This window comes from Streptococcus sp. GP0011, assembly GCF_030546305.1.
In the GTDB taxonomy this organism is placed as follows: Bacteria; Bacillota; Bacilli; order Lactobacillales; family Streptococcaceae; genus Streptococcus.
Map to the genome: position 1 here is coordinate 408,807 of NZ_JAUONR010000001.1, position 16,061 is coordinate 424,867.

A 16,061-nucleotide genomic window follows, 5' to 3' on the forward strand; every position below is an offset into this window, starting at 1 on the left:
CTTTACTCTTTTGGTAACTTCCCAGCCTTTTCGAGCATTTTCTTAATCAAGTAAGGCATCTTCACATTTTCACGACCTTTTTTCTCAATGAGTTTTTTGACAAATTCTGGCATCTGAAGGTCGTCTGTCTCCTCCATGATGTCCTTGGTAGTTGCCGAAGGTGCTAACTCATCAAAAGTTTCTTCTTCTGGGAGAAAAGCTTTAAATTCTTTGTCTTCATTGGCTCTTACAGTAGCAACTAAAGCGTCAATTAAACGGCTATCCGTATTGGGCATAGGTGGACGATGGTAGGTGACATCTAATTTTTGACACAACTCATAACATTCCACATCATTATCGAACAAGACTTCGATGTGCTCACTGATAAAACTAATCGGGACAAAAATATAATGCTCGGGATGTTGCTTTTGTTCTCGTAAATATTCTAAAACGTCTGGCTTGATCCAAGGGATTCCAATATCACTTTCGCTCTGCCAAGTATTGGTATACTGGTCGGCTGTTAGGCCGAGTTGTTCAGCGATTAGCTTGCTATTATCGAAAATTTGATCGATATATGGATCTCCATAGTCTAAGGCAAAAATGGGAACACTGTGTGCTGAAAAGATTACCTTGAAAGATTCTTCTCCCACATGGTTTCGTAAAATTTTGCTAATCTCATCAGTCCAGAAGTCCAGCAAAGCCTGTTGTTGATACCAGTCCTTAATTACTAAAAATCGGATCTGTTGGCTTTCCAGAAACTTTTCATACCCCATGACTGAGTAAAAAGAATAATGAGGTTCCAAAATCAAACAAATACATTCTTCAATACCATCAGACTCCATCTGCTTGATCACATCAGGGATAAAGGGCCGAGAAAACTTATTGGCAAAGTAGATACCGTACTCCTCGCCTAAACGTTCCTTGACTAAATCAACCTCCTCACGTGTAATCCGCTGCAAGGGCGTCCCACCGATAAGGACATAGTTGTCATAGAGAGTCTGAATCTCGTGGTCTTGGGGTCTAACACCACGACGAATATTTGTAAAAAATTCTGCTACTCCTTCAAAACTAATCTCCTCTGGAGATCCAAAGGTCATCATTAATATAGCTTTTTTCATGTTATCATCCTTATGATATTATTTTCACTATCTATTCTATCATGAAAGAAAAAAATAGTAAACGCTTCCGACGTCTACTATTTCTTTTGTTCTTTTGTCTTTCTATCTCGCCTTATGATTAGGATGATAACGACAAGGAGTAAAATAACGATAATCAGGAGAAGAAAGGCAAGGATATAAATCCAATGCGTTGGTAGGCCTTGATCGAAATACCGCGTCCCTACTGCTTCCCCACTTTTATCCTGGGCTGCTTTTACTGGTGCATCCGTTATTTTAGCTAAGAGGATATGCCGTCCGTTGGTAATATTAAGGAAACAGGTGCTTAATAAAACAATCTTGTCCGTTGAGGTCAAGGAAACATCTCGCTTGTACTTGGCTTTACTTAGCAAATATTGATAGTAGGCCTGGTGTTCCTCATCGTTGGAACTCAAAGTTCGGTAAATCTCCGTGTCATAGGCATCTACTTCTAAAATTCCAAATATCTCAAGCCCTCGTTCACGGCCGTTATAATAGATAGAGCCATAGCGATGCTTTTCAAAAAAATCTTGATCCGCAAATTTTTGAATCTCCCCAAACATAGCACCAGAAGCCATGGAGTGACCATAAATGATGGTGTTAAAGTCCGTAAAATTTGGGTTAAAACGATAGTCTAGGAATATAGAACCTGACACAGTATAATCGCCAAAGGCATTGCGGTCAAGGTATTTGACATTGTCCTGACTCTGTAAGAGAGGATAGTCTACCTTGGTCCCATCGAGGCTAATCCAACCACAAACATCCTTGTTGAGGTGTTGCAAGGTTTCAAAGCCCGTACTGCTGGCATCCTTTTCAATGGGATTATAATGATCGTAGTCGCTCGCAAGAGCTCTATCAGCTGTAAAAAGACAGAAAAAAGCTAGAAAGAGGGATAGAATGGCCTTTATGGCTTCGCGACTTGTACTTGTTTTCATATTTCCTTCTTTCTCCTTTCTAGCCTTGAAAATAAAAGAGCAAGAGAGGCTGTCCCTTTCTCTTTTATTGGTAGTTTAGTCAGTAATGGTATCTGCCCCTTCTTCCTTTGCTTCTCTTCTACGACGCAAGATCAAGTAGAGGATGATGAGCAAGAAGATCAATAGCAAGAGCAAGATAAATAAGATGATATACCATATCCACAAAGGAATCGATGAGAGAAATCGTCCGAGCGACGAATCATCAAAGACGCTGTAAGGAAATGGTTTTGATTTTTTCGTATGGAAGGTGTTCTTTGGAACCGTATCCGTAATCTTGGCAACTACGATATGTCTCCCATTTGTTACGTCTAGGAAACAGGTACTGAGAAGGATGATATGGTCATTTGGCCCCAGTGTAATGTCTCGTTTGTGAATGGCAACCGAGAGTAAGTGATCGATATATTCTTGGCGCCGATCATCCCCATTAATACCTGGATCGTAGATGTTAAAGTCATAGGCGTCCACCTCGAGCATTTCAAAGATTTCAAGACCTTTTTCAACGCCATTATAGTAAATACTGCCGTAGCGATGCTGGTCAAAAAATTCCTTATCAGAAAACTTTGCTACATCTCCAAACATAACCCCATTTTCTACATGGTGTCCGTAGATGATGGTATTAAAGTCTTCGAACTTGGATTCATTTCGAGCCTCAAGGAAAATAGCCCCTGTAGCTGCAAATTCTCCCTTGGAATCCTTGTTCAGGTATTTTTCATTGTCTTTGGCTTGAACTAAGGGATAGTCGATATTGGTGCCATAGACATTGATCCAACCGAGAACCTCTGGATTGACTTGCTGTAGCTTGTGAAAGCCAGAAAAACTAGCAAGCTCATCCTTCTCACTGGTACTAACAGGTCTATAGGCCTCATACTCACTTGATGAAGCCTGAGAATAAACCTGATTGGCATCCCAGAGGGCGTAGAAACCAAAGAGAAAGACTAAGGCTGTCAAGAGGAGCAAGATATGATTCATCAATGCATCTACAGCAAGTACCAGACGCCTAGACAAACTCCTTTTGGGTTTCTCACGCTTGATTTTCATCGGTCAAACCACTTGCTTAAGCTTGTCTGCGTTTTTTAGACAAAACAACAAATCCAGCCAAACCAAGACCAATCATCAAGATGAAAGGAAGGTTGTCAATCAAGAGACCAGTAGGGGTAACATTTGGCAAGCTATTTGTAATGGTATTATCATTTGTCTTTTCACCGACTAAAATACTAGTTTGAGTAAAATCAGCTGAAGCTGTACCCGTTTGATTCCTTATAACTCCATTTTCATTATATGAGGCTGTTGCTTTATAACCTTGAGATCCTGATTCAACTAGTTTATAGCGAGTACCTGCAGGTAGATTGTCAAATACCAAAGATTGATCATGGTGAAGGGTAATTGTTTTTTCTTTCCCATTCTCAAATGTATAAGATGTGGAACCAACTTGTCCGACAAATGTACCTTGATCATCTGTTGAAGCTTTTGTAAAAGTTAACTTAAAGGTAAAGTCTTTTGTTTTATCAGCCGAATCACCTTCTACCAATTTTTTGATTACTAAAGATTTTGCTCCTGGATTGAAATTTTCTGGTTTTGGTTTATTTGGTGTTGGTTCATTTGGATTTGTGATTTTACCCGCATTTTTCCTGTAAGTATTTACAAATAAATCATATTTATAAAGTTCGCCCTTCTCAGATGGTTTTACTTTAGCAGTAGAACTTGTAGACACTAGTTTGAAATATACAGATGAAATATAAACACCTGAGCTTTGCTTATTTTTTACAATAACGTGCATTTCATAGCTACGATTATCATATGTCATAGAATCAATTGGTACGCTATTTTTCAGAATTTGTGCCCAACCAACATTTTGAGTTTCTGCTACAGTATAAACATATTCTCCGGCGTGTGTGTAGGTTACGCTTTCGAAAATATTTCCAGTATCTTTCTTAATACTAGTTTGATTTGGTTGCAAAAGATCACTTTTAGAATAAACTACATTCTTTGCAGCTATTTTTCCATTTGAATCAGAAATCGTTTCATAAGGTGCACCATTTGATGATGTACCAGTTTTTGGGGTGAAAGTAAATGTAAAAGTTGCTTCAGGTGTTGTAATTCCTTCCGCAATATTCAACACCTTATTAATAGCTACTTTTGCACTTGTTTCACCATTTGCTTTGGCAGTTGCCACATCATTATCATCCGCAAATGTTGGCACTCCTCTAAAGACCGACAAGGCGGTTACAGCTGCAATACTTGCAGTAACTAATTTTTTCAAAAATGTTTTTTTCATGATTATTCCTTTTATTTTTAAATTTCTTTTTTCATAAACTGTCATCAAAAGCCCCGTCGCCTTAGGACTGTTACCACCTTGCCATGGGTATCCTGTATAGGAATGGTTCCAAAAGCACGACTATCTACAGCCGTTGTTCGATTGTCCCCGAGGACAAAGAGTTGTCCTGCTGGGACTTTCATTGGGAAGGTAGCCCCTTCCTTATAGAGCAGCGTTTCTTTGTAGATATCCTGCTCTTGTTGAGGAGAACCGTTGATGATGAGACCATTTTCGTTTATATCGATCGTACTTCCTTCGGTTGCTATGACACGCGCCACTCTTTCCTTACCCTTATAACTATAGACGAGCAGATCACCAATCGAATAACGTTTATCCAACCTATAGTAGACAACCAAGTCGCCATCTTTTAAGGCTGGCTTCATGCCATCGTCATTGTATCTCAATAGTCCAAAGACAAAAAAGTAAAGGGTGGCCAGTACAAACCCAACCATCAGAAGCTTACTGACTAAGTAGAGGATATCTCCCCATACACTCGGCGGAGACTTATCCCGATTGACTTGTGTTACTGTTTTCTTATGTTTCTTTTTAAGTAGCATTATTTTCTCCTATGTACCACTAGATATCCGAGTAGGATTGTAAAGAAGATTCCCCCTAGAGGAAGGATTATTCCTAACATGAGTGTACTGCTGAGGAAGTCAACTCCGGTTTCAGGCACGCTATTCTTATTATTCGTGACTGTCGCGGACTTGTCTCCATCCAGCTTGCCTTCTTGATTTTCATAAGATACCTGATATCCACTAGAAGAGTTTGATTCCTCTTCTACGGTATAGTGACTATTGAGTGGAAGTCCATCAATTTTTATGGTTTGATCTTTGTTTAGATCAATAGACACTCGACCATTCGTAAATTGCAGAGGGGTTCTTTTATTATTTACCGTTGCAGTATAGGTTCCATTCAGTGGACTATTCTGAGCATCCCTAATGTTAATGGTAATCTTGAAGGATTTTAATAGGTTGGCAAATACACCCGTAACCTTTTTTGTAACTGATAAACTTGGAAGCTTGTGATTCGTGACAATACTGGTTTCGTCTTTATTCAGATCGCCCTCTTGATTCTCATATGTAACGTGGTAACCGTTCGTTGATGCCGCTTCTTCTTCAACCTTGTAATGGGTTCCTCGAGGAAGATAGCTTAGAATACCTTTCCAACGTTTTCGTTTTTCGACACGGATCTCCGCTTCTCCATTCACAACAGTTATATCGCCAAAAGTTCCATTCAATGGCTTAGAATCAGGAGAGGTTAGTTTTACCTTAATCCTAAACTCCTTGTTCAAGTTATTTTCAGCTTCCAACACTTTCTTAATCGTCAGACTTGGCAATTGTTTATAGATTACCTTGAAGGATGGTTTAGTTTCTGTACCAACATTTTTTATTTCTTTGGTAAAGGCGGGGACGTCTGGTGCAATTAAATCGTATTGATATCCTTTGGCAACTTTTTCAAAGTTCCTCGTTTCATTAGATACGTTTTTACTAACATTCACATTGGTCTTTCGATAGTCTTGATTATCAGGACCTCCGTTCTTGTTCTTTTGAACCAGTTTCAGTTCAACATTACTCGGTTGATCAGCTGTAATGACAGTTCTCGCACCCGTCACACCTTGCCATTCAACTTCCACTGGTACCGTTAATGGATCTGAAGGCTTAAAGGTTGGGTTGTCAGAGTATTCTTTGGTCTTGGTTTGAGAGGTGCCTATTCCATAGGAATAGGTGACACTGGCACCTTTATTGGAGTAGAGTTTATTGACATCAGAACCTTCAGCATCACCAGCCTCTAGTTTTTTATCACCAGCAATAGCATCCAGGGCTTCTTGACTAGATGTAACAGTAAATTTGAGGACATATCTAGCTCCATCTTCTAAGGAATAATTCGGAGAAAATTTAGCCGTAACTTCCACTAATCCTTCTGACGTTGTTTTGGTGTCAAAAGTTACTTGATTTTCAGTTAATGTTTCACTGCTACCATCCTTTTCTTTCACTACACGAAACTCTGACGATCCGTTCGGTAATAGCTGGACATACTTAGAAAGAACATCCTTGATGGTCACGTGGTGGATTCCCAGTGGCAGAATCTTATCAGTGATATCTTTGAAACTGTCTTGTAACTGGTCTTCATCATTTGCAGAGAATATTTCATTTGGAATGGAGGCATTATGTTGCCTCATATAATATTGCAGACTGGTAATACTGTCGACATTGTTTGAATAACGAAATTTAATCGAATAGAAACCATCAAGTGTTGGAGCCAAGCTATATGATAGACTATTTAGATTATTATTTAATCTATCCCAAAACCACTGGGGAGCTGTTTCGATATTAGGATCTTCGTTATTGTAGTTATATATAGTGTAACCATTGGCATCGTAGACCATATTCGCAAAGCCATCTGAAAGCAAAATAACGACTTTCTTAGCATTAGATCTTGCACTTCCCATTAACTGGTTGGCCAAGGTTAATCCAGCCCCAATATTGGTCCCGGTACCAATACCTGACTCAGTACCAATGGAATTACCTCCTGCAATACTCATGTTGTATACCGCTGTTTTAGCAGCACGAGCATTGTTACTCCATCCTAAAATCGTGTTAGCATCATCCCATGGTGAAACGCCATCATAGTATTTTGTCATCCGTTCATAGGGCCAGTATGGTCTAAAAAGTCTCCATTTATTTCCATCCCAATACTGATCATTCTTTTTATTGTCAATTTTCCCACCAAATCCTACCATAGATAAACGGTTATTAGAATTGGATAGAATGGTATCAATTAAGCCCTTACGACCATTTGTTCCTCTTAGAGTATTTTTCAATGCGTCAATCCGACTGATCGTCCGTCCATCAAAAGATTGGACATCCTGATTCTGCATACTTCCTGAGAGGTCTGCTACTAAAACAACATCCAAGGGATCCGTTTGGGTCTCCGTTCCAAGCTTGGAAGTAATATCCAAGGACAACTCATACTTGTCTTCCTGTCCTGATATCGGAGTAATTGTTTTATGAAGACTTGTCTGGGGTTCTATGGTAGAATCTGCATTTAACAGACTTATAGGAGCACACAAAAAGAGAATAGCTAACAGTGTAACTAAACGGCGTACAATAATTTGAACTTTCTTAAACTCGAAATGAATGTTCATTTTATTCTCCTTAACTAGAATGTACTAATATTGTTACTATATCAATCTAGGACATTTACAAGATAATTGTACAATAAAGTTCACGCAGTGTCAATTAATATGATTGATTTTATATTATGTTAATTAATAAAAGAGTATGATTCTTCTTTGTCTTTCAAACTATTCTATGGTAAAATGAAAAAAGAAATAAAAAATCTCATAAAATATCAATGCATATATTTTATTCTAAAATGCCCAAGATTTCATTTGAAAGTCTATTGAATTTGAATTATTATATTTTTTCAAAATTCATGAAATTTTCAGAATAAGGTTTTTTCCGAAGTTTGCATTCTATTTTATGATTGTTAAAGGAGTTTTTATGACTTATCCGAACCTTTTAGATCGTTTCTTGACCTACGTTAAGGTCAATACGCGTTCTGATGAACACTCTACTACTACTCCAAGTACGCAAAGCCAGGTAGATTTTGCGACCAATGTTCTTATTCCTGAAATGAAACGTGTCGGTCTGCAAAACGTCTACTACCTTCCAAATGGTTTTGCTATTGGTACCTTACCAGCTAATGATCCAAGCTTGACACGCAAGATTGGCTTCATCTCCCACATGGACACAGCTGACTTTAATGCTGAGGGAGTTAATCCGCAAGTCATCGAAAATTACGATGGTGGAGTTATCGACTTGGGTGATTCTGGATTTAAACTAGATCCGGCCGACTTCAAGAGTCTTGAGAAATATCCAGGCCAAACACTCATCACAACAGATGGAACGACCTTGCTAGGTGCTGATGACAAGTCAGGAATTGCTGAAATTATGACTGCTATCGAATACCTGACTGCTCATCCCGAAATCAAACACTGTGAGATTCGAGTTGGTTTTGGACCAGATGAAGAAATCGGTGTTGGTGCTAACAAGTTTGATGCAGAAGACTTTGACGTTGACTTTGCCTATACTGTTGATGGTGGTCCGCTAGGAGAACTTCAGTACGAGACTTTCTCAGCCGCTGCTGCTGAGCTTCATTTCCAAGGGCGCAATGTTCACCCTGGTACTGCAAAGGGTCAAATGGTCAATGCCCTTCAGCTAGCAATTGATTTTCATAATCAACTTCCAGAGAATGACCGACCTGAACTGACAGATGGTTACCAAGGTTTCTATCATCTTATGGATGTGTCAGGTAGTGTCGAGGAGGCGCGTGCAAGCTACATCATTCGTGACTTTGAAAAGGATTCCTTTGAAGCTCGTAAAGCAGCTATGCAGTCTATTGCTGATAAGATGAATCAAGAGCTTGGGAATGATCGCGTTAGCTTGACTCTGACAGACCAGTACTACAATATGAAGGAAGTCATTGAGAAAGACATGACACCCGTTACCATTGCTAAGGATGTTATGGAAGATTTAGGTATCACGCCAATTATTGAACCAATTCGTGGTGGAACAGATGGCTCTAAGATTTCCTTTATGGGTATCCCAACTCCAAATATCTTTGCTGGTGGTGAAAACATGCATGGACGTTTTGAATACGTCAGCCTTCAGACTATGGAGCGTGCGGTGGATACCATCATTGGCATTGTATCTTATAAAGACTAAAAAAGACGAGGTAGCTCAGCTACTTCGCCTTTCTTTTTATTCATTTGGTTGAGCACTTGTCTCAGACTCACTTTGCGCTTGCTTTTCTGTTGGTTTAGAAGCAGCTGTTTCACTGTCTTTCTCAGACTTAGATTGGCTATCAGTTTTACTTGCTTTTGAACGGAGTTCCTGGTTCAAGCTAATGATTTCTTTAGCTAGAGTGAGGAGGCCTTCTTTATCACTACTTTTGGCTGCAAGTTGATCAAATAGGCCATCAACACGTTCAAAGTCAGCATCGGATCCTTTGTTATCCTCTAAGTACTTGTGAAGAGAGAGCAAGATATTATAGAGTTTTTGGTAGATAATCACCGTTTGTGGATCTTGTTCTGCTTCTTTTTTCTCTCGTTGGATAGTCGCTGCAATACGATTCAAGAGATCCTCAAGTTGTGTTTTAGCTTCGTCAAGGTCTGCATTTTCCTTTTCAGTAGCCGCTTTGATATTAGCTGCTTCTTCAGCTAGGGATTGTTTGACACCATCTTCTTTGACACGTGCTAGGAGTTGAGCAGCTTTAGTTAGGAGAGCATCCACTTCTTCCTTCTTAACATGACTAACCCGCTCTTCTGGCATAAAATCACCGTAGAGTTCTTTTAGGAATTCATAGATGGCGGTCTTAGCAGTTTGACTATCTACTTTTTCCGTATCTAGAATAGTCTTACCAACTTTTGTAGAAACGGGTTCTTCTTTGAGAGCTTCTTCTACTTCTAACTTAGTTTGGTAAATAGTTGGGAATAACTTGTTCAAGTCGGTTGCTTTGAGGAAAGATTGTGACTGGTAAAGTTCCCATGTCAACTTGGCAACACGGTTCCGAAGTTCTTCTCTCAAACGACCATCAGACACATGTTCGTAGAAGTACTTGATGTACTCTACTGTTGTAACCCCTGTCCGATCTCGGAAATTTTGCAAGGCCTGCAGTTTCGCTTCAATCGCAGTCAACTCTGTCTCATCCTGTGCTAGTTTTGCTTCCTGCAAATGTACTAAGAGATCTTTCTTAGGCAAGCCATAAGTATCTGTATCCAGTGTATTGATCTTATCTACAAGGGCTTGGTACTTCTTATCTAAAGGTGAAGTTTCAACCGGTGCCACACTTTGATCCACATGGATATACTGTTTATCAAAGAGATCCAAGGATGTTAGATATCCAGCAGTTGAGTTTGTTGCCAATTTTTTCATATTTTCGGTGAACTGCCCCAAAGCAAGTTCAACCCGTCTCTGCATGATTGGCTGGTCTTTGTAGAGACTTCTGCTATCTGCTAAAAGTTGATCCACCTTAGATAGAACTGTTTGTTCATCAAATGCTCCAGGTTGATAGGTCGATTGTAGGGCCGGAATCTTATTTTTCAAAGCTACTTCATAGCCCTTAGTTTGAACCTTGATGTAGTGATTGTGGTCTCCGTGAGGAATCACAAAACTACCACTTTCTACCTGTAAACTATAAGGAGATACCCCATCACGTAGGGCAGTTGTATACAGTTCATTTAGGAAATCCAGTTCTGGATTTCCAGTTTGGAGAGGAATACGAACATGTTCTTTTCGAACAGCATAGGGATGGATATGGGTTGGATCATAAGCTTGATCCGGATTTCCAAAGACAAAGAATCCATTTGAAATGCGAATCGCTTCAAGCGGTACTCCGTAGGTCTGTGAGATATACTTGATTTTTTCTTCATCGCTAGCATCTCTTGAGAAACTTTCCACAGTCTTTGCAAGTGGTTGAACGTGCTGCGACTGATGATTTTCTTTCAAGTGATCTTGGGCAGCTTTGATTTGGGCTGCAGTCAAGTCCTTCTTAAAGAAATAATGAGCGTGATCTCCATGAGAAACTACAAACCCTTGCTCATCTTCACTAATAACACGGTCAGCTGCAAAACCATGATCATGTTCTTCACCGTGATGATGGTCATGCTCCTCTCCATCGTGGTCATGGTCTTCATGGTTGGTATCCTGACTTCCATGGTCACCGTCTTGGTCATGAGGATGATCTGGTTGAGCTGGATGTTCTGCTGGTTTGCTTGGATTTTCCAAAGGTGTTGGCTTCCCACTGTCGCTAGATAAAGGAATCATACGCGCAATCTTTTCTTCCAATGCAGAAAGCTTTGTATATGGGATGAAATGATAGTGATTTCCGTGAGGAATCGCCACGCCACTCGGCGTTCTACTTGAAATCTTAGCAGGATCAAAAATCAAGCCATCTGATTCAGCATAACGTTGATTACTTGGAAGAGCATAGAGTTGCTGCAATAGACTCTGAAGGCTCTCTTCTGGTTTGCTTGGTGTTTCGGTTTGTTGACTTGGATTAGTGGTTTGACTGCTTCCATTTTGGTTTGGACGATAGTCAGTCACAGTTGGTTGCTTTCTAGTTCCAGAGAGGTAAGTTTGAGCAGCTGCCAATTCGCTAGCAGACAAGGAACTCTTCGGAATGTAGTGGAAATGTCCTCCATGAGGAACGATATAAGCATCACCAGTATCCTCTATAATATCAGATGGATTAAAAATATACCCATCATCAGTGGTATAGCGACCTTGCGATTGAGCAAGCGCCACTGCACTGTTAGAGGTTGGTGCATCATGAGTATGACCTTGTTTTTGGCGCTCAATTTCGTCCTTCGTACGAATATTATCAGCATGAGCCGCATCTTTAAGGTAAACATAATACTTGCCATCCACCTTGATAATGTAGCCACCTTTGATTTCGTTGACAATGTCAGCATCTTTCAGTTGATAATTGGCATCTTTCATCAACAGTTCTTCGCTGAAAATCGCGTCAAAAGGAACTTTCCCATTGTAATAATGGAAATGATCACCGTGTGATGTCACATAACCTTGATCGGTAATTTTCACGACAATCTGTTCTGCCTGAATATCTTCTTTTTTGCTAACTTGATCTGGTGTCTGGGTCTCTGTTTTTTGAGAGTCTTGTTTACCATCGACATAAGATACACGATTATTGTCCTTATTTTCCTGCGATCTATACTGGTTCAATGCATAAGCGCAAAGACTCAAGGATACGATAAGAGCTGATCCAGCTGCTATATATTTTTTACTGAATTTCATAAATCCCTCATTTCAATAAATGATGAAGCTATTTCTTAACTTCTTTTTTTCGGTTAAACAGTTTTCCTAAACCGGTTATTTAACCAATTAATTAACCAGTAAATAGTTTACCTTTTTTAAGTTTATCTGTCAAGATTTTTAGTGAAAGAGACTCAAATTATTACTTTAAGAATCCTTTCTTCATTTTTTAGACAGGAAATTTCATCTTTTTATTAACAAATAAAAGGACATTATTCTATCCAATAATAGAACAATATCCTTTCAACTAGATGATTATTTGTCAAAATCTTCTAAGGTTTTATTTGCTTAAGAGTTTTAATATCATAGGTTACTAAATCCCCATTCTTATTATAAAACTGAACTCCTTCTGCTGAAAAAATAAGGTATTTAGAATCAATTTGAGCAATTTGTGTTATTTTATTTATATGATCTTTTAAAGTGGCCTTATCTAATCCATAATCTGGTATATCATCGTAATCATCTTCTTTATTTTCTTCTGCTTTAGGTTTGTCTTTTTCAACCGAAGGATTGCTGCTAGTCGCATCTGCCTCATTTTGAGATTTATTATCCTTTGGTTGTTCATCGACTTTATTTGAATCGGATGCATCTTTCTTTGTTTCCGATTTCTTATCTGAAGAAACTAGATGTGAATTAGAAGAATCATTTGTTGTTTCTTTTTCTTTAATTCTTTTAGCAATCAACTCTTGAGCTTGTTTCCACTCTTTATCTGATAAATCAGACTGATTGATATTTCTCAATGAATCACCACTAGCTTTTGGAATACTGAAAGATTTATCTGCCCAAATATAGGTTCCCTTTGCCAATACATCCTGAGGATCAAAAATATATCCATCAGGAGTTGCAAACTTGCCTTCTTTAAGTGCTTTCTGAACTTCTTCAGCAGAATGGATAATTTGCCAATTCTGCATTCCAGCGCGTTTTTCAAGAGGAGTCACATTAGCAATAACGGAACCTGAATCCTCGTGACCCGGCTTAGACCAAACTTCAGGACGAACCTCAGGGTGTTGCATGACATATTTAATAGTCGCAATTTGATCAGGCTCTAACCATGAGTAAGGCACAACATGAATATGATCAATGTGTGGAATAATGAATGAACTTCCAGTATCATAGGTAGTATTCGCTGCATGCATCGGCAAACTTGAGACATCTACAGCTAATCTTGGTTTGATCCCTGTGTCTACTATATCATAACGATAATGATCTCTATCCTTAAGCATGAGTTCTTGTTCAGAAAAAGCAATTTGAGTAAGATCAAGTTCATCTCGAGAGTAGAAGTATTCTTTTCCGTTCTCTTTAAGAACATAGCCTACTTTACCATCTTTAGTCACTTTACCAGTCACTTTTTTTGAATCAAATTTTGGTTTTTCTTTGTTATCCATATTCTCTGAAGGAATAACACTCTCATTAGGTTGGCCTTTTTCCTTCATCCATTTGCTAACTTCATCTAATTCGAACTGTTCTAACTCTCCAAATCCCACATAATGGAAATGATTTCCATGTCTCGCTATAATGCCTGATTTATCAACTGAATAGATAGAATCTTTACTGAATACATATCCATCACTCGTATCATAAGGTTTACCATCTAAACCTTTTCCATAAGCTTTGATTGGTTGTCCTAAGAACTTATGAACTACTTCTCTTGATACTAAAGGTTTAATATCTGTACCAATTTGATTTAATCCATATTGCCCTTTTAACGGAATCATTCTTGCAATCTTCTGCTCTAAATCAGTCATTTGAGAATAAGGGATAAAGTGGTAATGGTCTCCGTGTGGCACTGCAACACCATTCGCAGTTTTTCTTGTAATCTGCGCTGGATCAAAGACAAGTCCATCTGATTCCACGTGTCGTTGACTGAGCGGCAAGGCATAAAGTTGTTTCAAGAGACTAGATACATCTTCACTTGGACTTTCTTGATAACTATTATCCACTTGTGAGCTAACACTTGGAGCCCATCCTCTAATATTTGTCTCAACTTTACTATGATTTGTTTGTCCATATGAACTACTATTCGATGCATCTGATGAGCTACTAGAAGAATTTGTAGACGGACGATACCCAACTGAGCTTGTTTGACCACCTTTACCAGATAAGAAGGCTCGAGCAGCAGCTAATTCACTGGCAGACAAGTCACTCTTAGGAATATAGTGGAAGTGATTACCATGAGGAACGATATAAGCATCGCCCGTATCTTCGATGATATCAGATGCATTAAAGATATAACCATCATCTGTTGTATAGCGTCCTTGAGCTCTGGCTACAACTACTGCCTGATCGTTAGAACCTCCTCCGTGATTACTACTATGTTCTTGTTTCTGACGAGTAATTTCTTCTTTTGTTCGAATATTATCCGCATGAGCCGTATCTTTCAGGTAAACATAGTATTTCCCGTCTACCTTAATCACATAACCACCCTTGATTTCATTAACAATATCTGAATCTTTCAACTGATAATTCGGATCTTTCATCAGCAACTCTTCACTGATGATAGCATCATAAGGAACCTTCCCATTGTAATAATGATAGTGGTCACCGTGTGAAGTGACATAGCCTTGATCAGTAATTTTGATGACAATTTGTTCGGCATTGATGCCTTCTTTTTTACTGACTTCATCAGGTGTCAAAGTCTCTGCCTTTTGACTCGGTTGTTTTCCATCTATATAGGAAACACGATTATTTTCCTTGACTGTTCTAGCTTGATACAGTCCCAACTCGTAAGAACAAACACTTAAAATTAAAGCTGCCGCAGAACCTGCTAGATATTTTTTATTGATTTTCATAATTTCCTCATTTTAATTCTTCTGCAAGAACATTCATATTTTCTTCTAAATTTTCTAAGTAAGTTTTGTCATTTTCAGGATCAGCTTCCAAAGGATTGAGTGTCTTTAGGCTAACTCCTGTTGATTTGACCAAGGTCTCAGCGACTTTAGAAGAAGCATTGCTCTCAGTAAAGATGGTTTTAACCTTATAGGTCTTAACGAATTCCTGAATTTCTGTTAGTTGTCTCGGACTTGGTTCTTGTTCAGGGGAAATCCCTGCTATACCAAGTTGTTTCAAACCAAAGCGTTTAGCGAGATAAGAAAAGGCTGTGTGTTGTGTAACAAAGGTCTTTTGACTCGCTTTTTCAAAAATAGGCTGGTACTTCTTAGTCAATTCTTGGGCTTTAGCGATAAAGTTTTTAGCATTCTTTTGATACGTTTCCTTATTAGCACTATCAATCTCCGAAAGTTTGTCAGCGATAATCTGAGCTTCTTCACCTGCTTTTTCTGGATCTAACCAAGTGTGAGGGTCGTAGAGTGTTTTTTCATCGATACCGTCACCAGCTTCAACATCTTCCAAACCTGGTACACGCTCCAACGTCATTCCTTCAGAAGCTTCTAAAACCTTAACTTTTGAGTTTTTCAAGTTAGGATCTAGACTTCCAGCCCAAGATTCGAGCGTATGAGAATGGTAGACAAAGACATCCGCGTCATAAATAGCAGCAATGTCATTTGCTGACGGTTCAAAGGAGTGAATCCCACTACTTGACTGAATCATCCGTACATCATTCAAGTCCCCTGATACCTCTTTTACCATGGCATAGATTGGGTAAAAACTTGTTACAATCTTCATCCCTTTTGCTTCTTGTTTTTCTTTTTGACCACATGCTCCTAAGACAAGAACCAGCAGACTTGCCACTAATAATAGAAATGTTCTTTTTTTCATCATTACTCCTTAACTAGTATTTAACCATTTAATTAACTAGTAAATAGTTTATCTTTATTTACACTATATGTCAAGATATTTTACATATTTTCATGAAAAAAATGAGAAC

10 protein-coding genes are annotated in these 16,061 nt (G+C 38.8%); 1 reads left to right on the forward strand and 9 read right to left on the reverse strand.

Going from position 1 to position 16,061, the window contains the following annotated elements:
* Positions 1-2: 2 nt before the first annotated feature.
* The 6 genes from hemH to pitA all read right to left on the reverse strand — a co-directional run bounded on the left by hemH (position 3) and on the right by pitA (position 7,548).
* A complete protein-coding gene (hemH, locus tag Q4443_RS02085) occupies positions 3-1,097 on the reverse strand; it encodes a ferrochelatase (RefSeq protein WP_044020830.1) in 1,095 nt (364 codons plus the stop codon).
* A gap of 77 nt (positions 1,098-1,174) precedes the next feature.
* Entirely contained in the window at positions 1,175-2,047 is an 873-nt protein-coding gene (gene srtB / locus Q4443_RS02090; RefSeq protein WP_049477724.1) for a class B sortase, read from the reverse strand.
* A gap of 75 nt (positions 2,048-2,122) precedes the next feature.
* Positions 2,123-3,124 carry a class B sortase gene (gene srtB / locus Q4443_RS02095; RefSeq protein ID WP_000695090.1) on the reverse strand — a complete coding sequence of 334 codons (1,002 nt, stop codon included), beginning with the start codon at positions 3,122-3,124 and terminating at the stop codon, positions 2,123-2,125.
* A gap of 16 nt (positions 3,125-3,140) precedes the next feature.
* A complete protein-coding gene (locus Q4443_RS02100; RefSeq protein ID WP_044020831.1) occupies positions 3,141-4,406 on the reverse strand; it encodes an FctA domain-containing protein in 1,266 nt (421 codons plus the stop codon).
* Positions 4,406-4,957, reverse strand: a complete 552-nt coding sequence (gene sipA / locus Q4443_RS02105) for a PI-2 pilus system signal peptidase SipA (RefSeq protein WP_000924790.1) — start codon at positions 4,955-4,957, stop codon at positions 4,406-4,408. Before sipA ends, Q4443_RS02100 begins: the two co-directional genes overlap by 1 nt.
* Positions 4,957-7,548 carry a PI-2 pilus tip adhesin PitA gene (pitA, locus tag Q4443_RS02110; protein ID WP_303407875.1) on the reverse strand — a complete coding sequence of 864 codons (2,592 nt, stop codon included), beginning with the start codon at positions 7,546-7,548 and terminating at the stop codon, positions 4,957-4,959. The genes sipA and pitA overlap by 1 nt, the downstream gene beginning before the upstream one ends.
* A 358-nt stretch (positions 7,549-7,906) precedes the next feature.
* Here pitA and pepT point away from each other — a divergent pair, with 358 nt between their 5' ends.
* On the forward strand, positions 7,907-9,130 hold the full coding sequence (gene pepT, locus Q4443_RS02115; RefSeq protein ID WP_049518625.1) for a peptidase T: 1,224 nt from the start codon (positions 7,907-7,909) through the stop codon (positions 9,128-9,130).
* A 36-nt stretch (positions 9,131-9,166) separates the two neighbouring features.
* On the opposite strand, the gene Q4443_RS02120 is transcribed toward pepT, so the two are convergent.
* From Q4443_RS02120 to Q4443_RS02130, 3 genes are all read right to left on the reverse strand, one after another.
* Positions 9,167-12,220: a pneumococcal-type histidine triad protein gene (locus Q4443_RS02120; protein ID WP_049518623.1), complete on the reverse strand. Its 3,054-nt coding sequence runs from the start codon at positions 12,218-12,220 to the stop codon at positions 9,167-9,169.
* 290 nt (positions 12,221-12,510) lie between these two features.
* Complete coding sequence (locus Q4443_RS02125) at positions 12,511-15,027, reverse strand: pneumococcal-type histidine triad protein (protein WP_049518622.1); 2,517 nt, start codon at positions 15,025-15,027, stop codon at positions 12,511-12,513.
* Between the two features lie 7 nt (positions 15,028-15,034).
* Entirely contained in the window at positions 15,035-15,952 is a 918-nt protein-coding gene (locus tag Q4443_RS02130) for a metal ABC transporter substrate-binding protein (RefSeq protein WP_000747424.1), read from the reverse strand.
* Between the last annotated feature and the right edge of the window lie 109 nt (positions 15,953-16,061).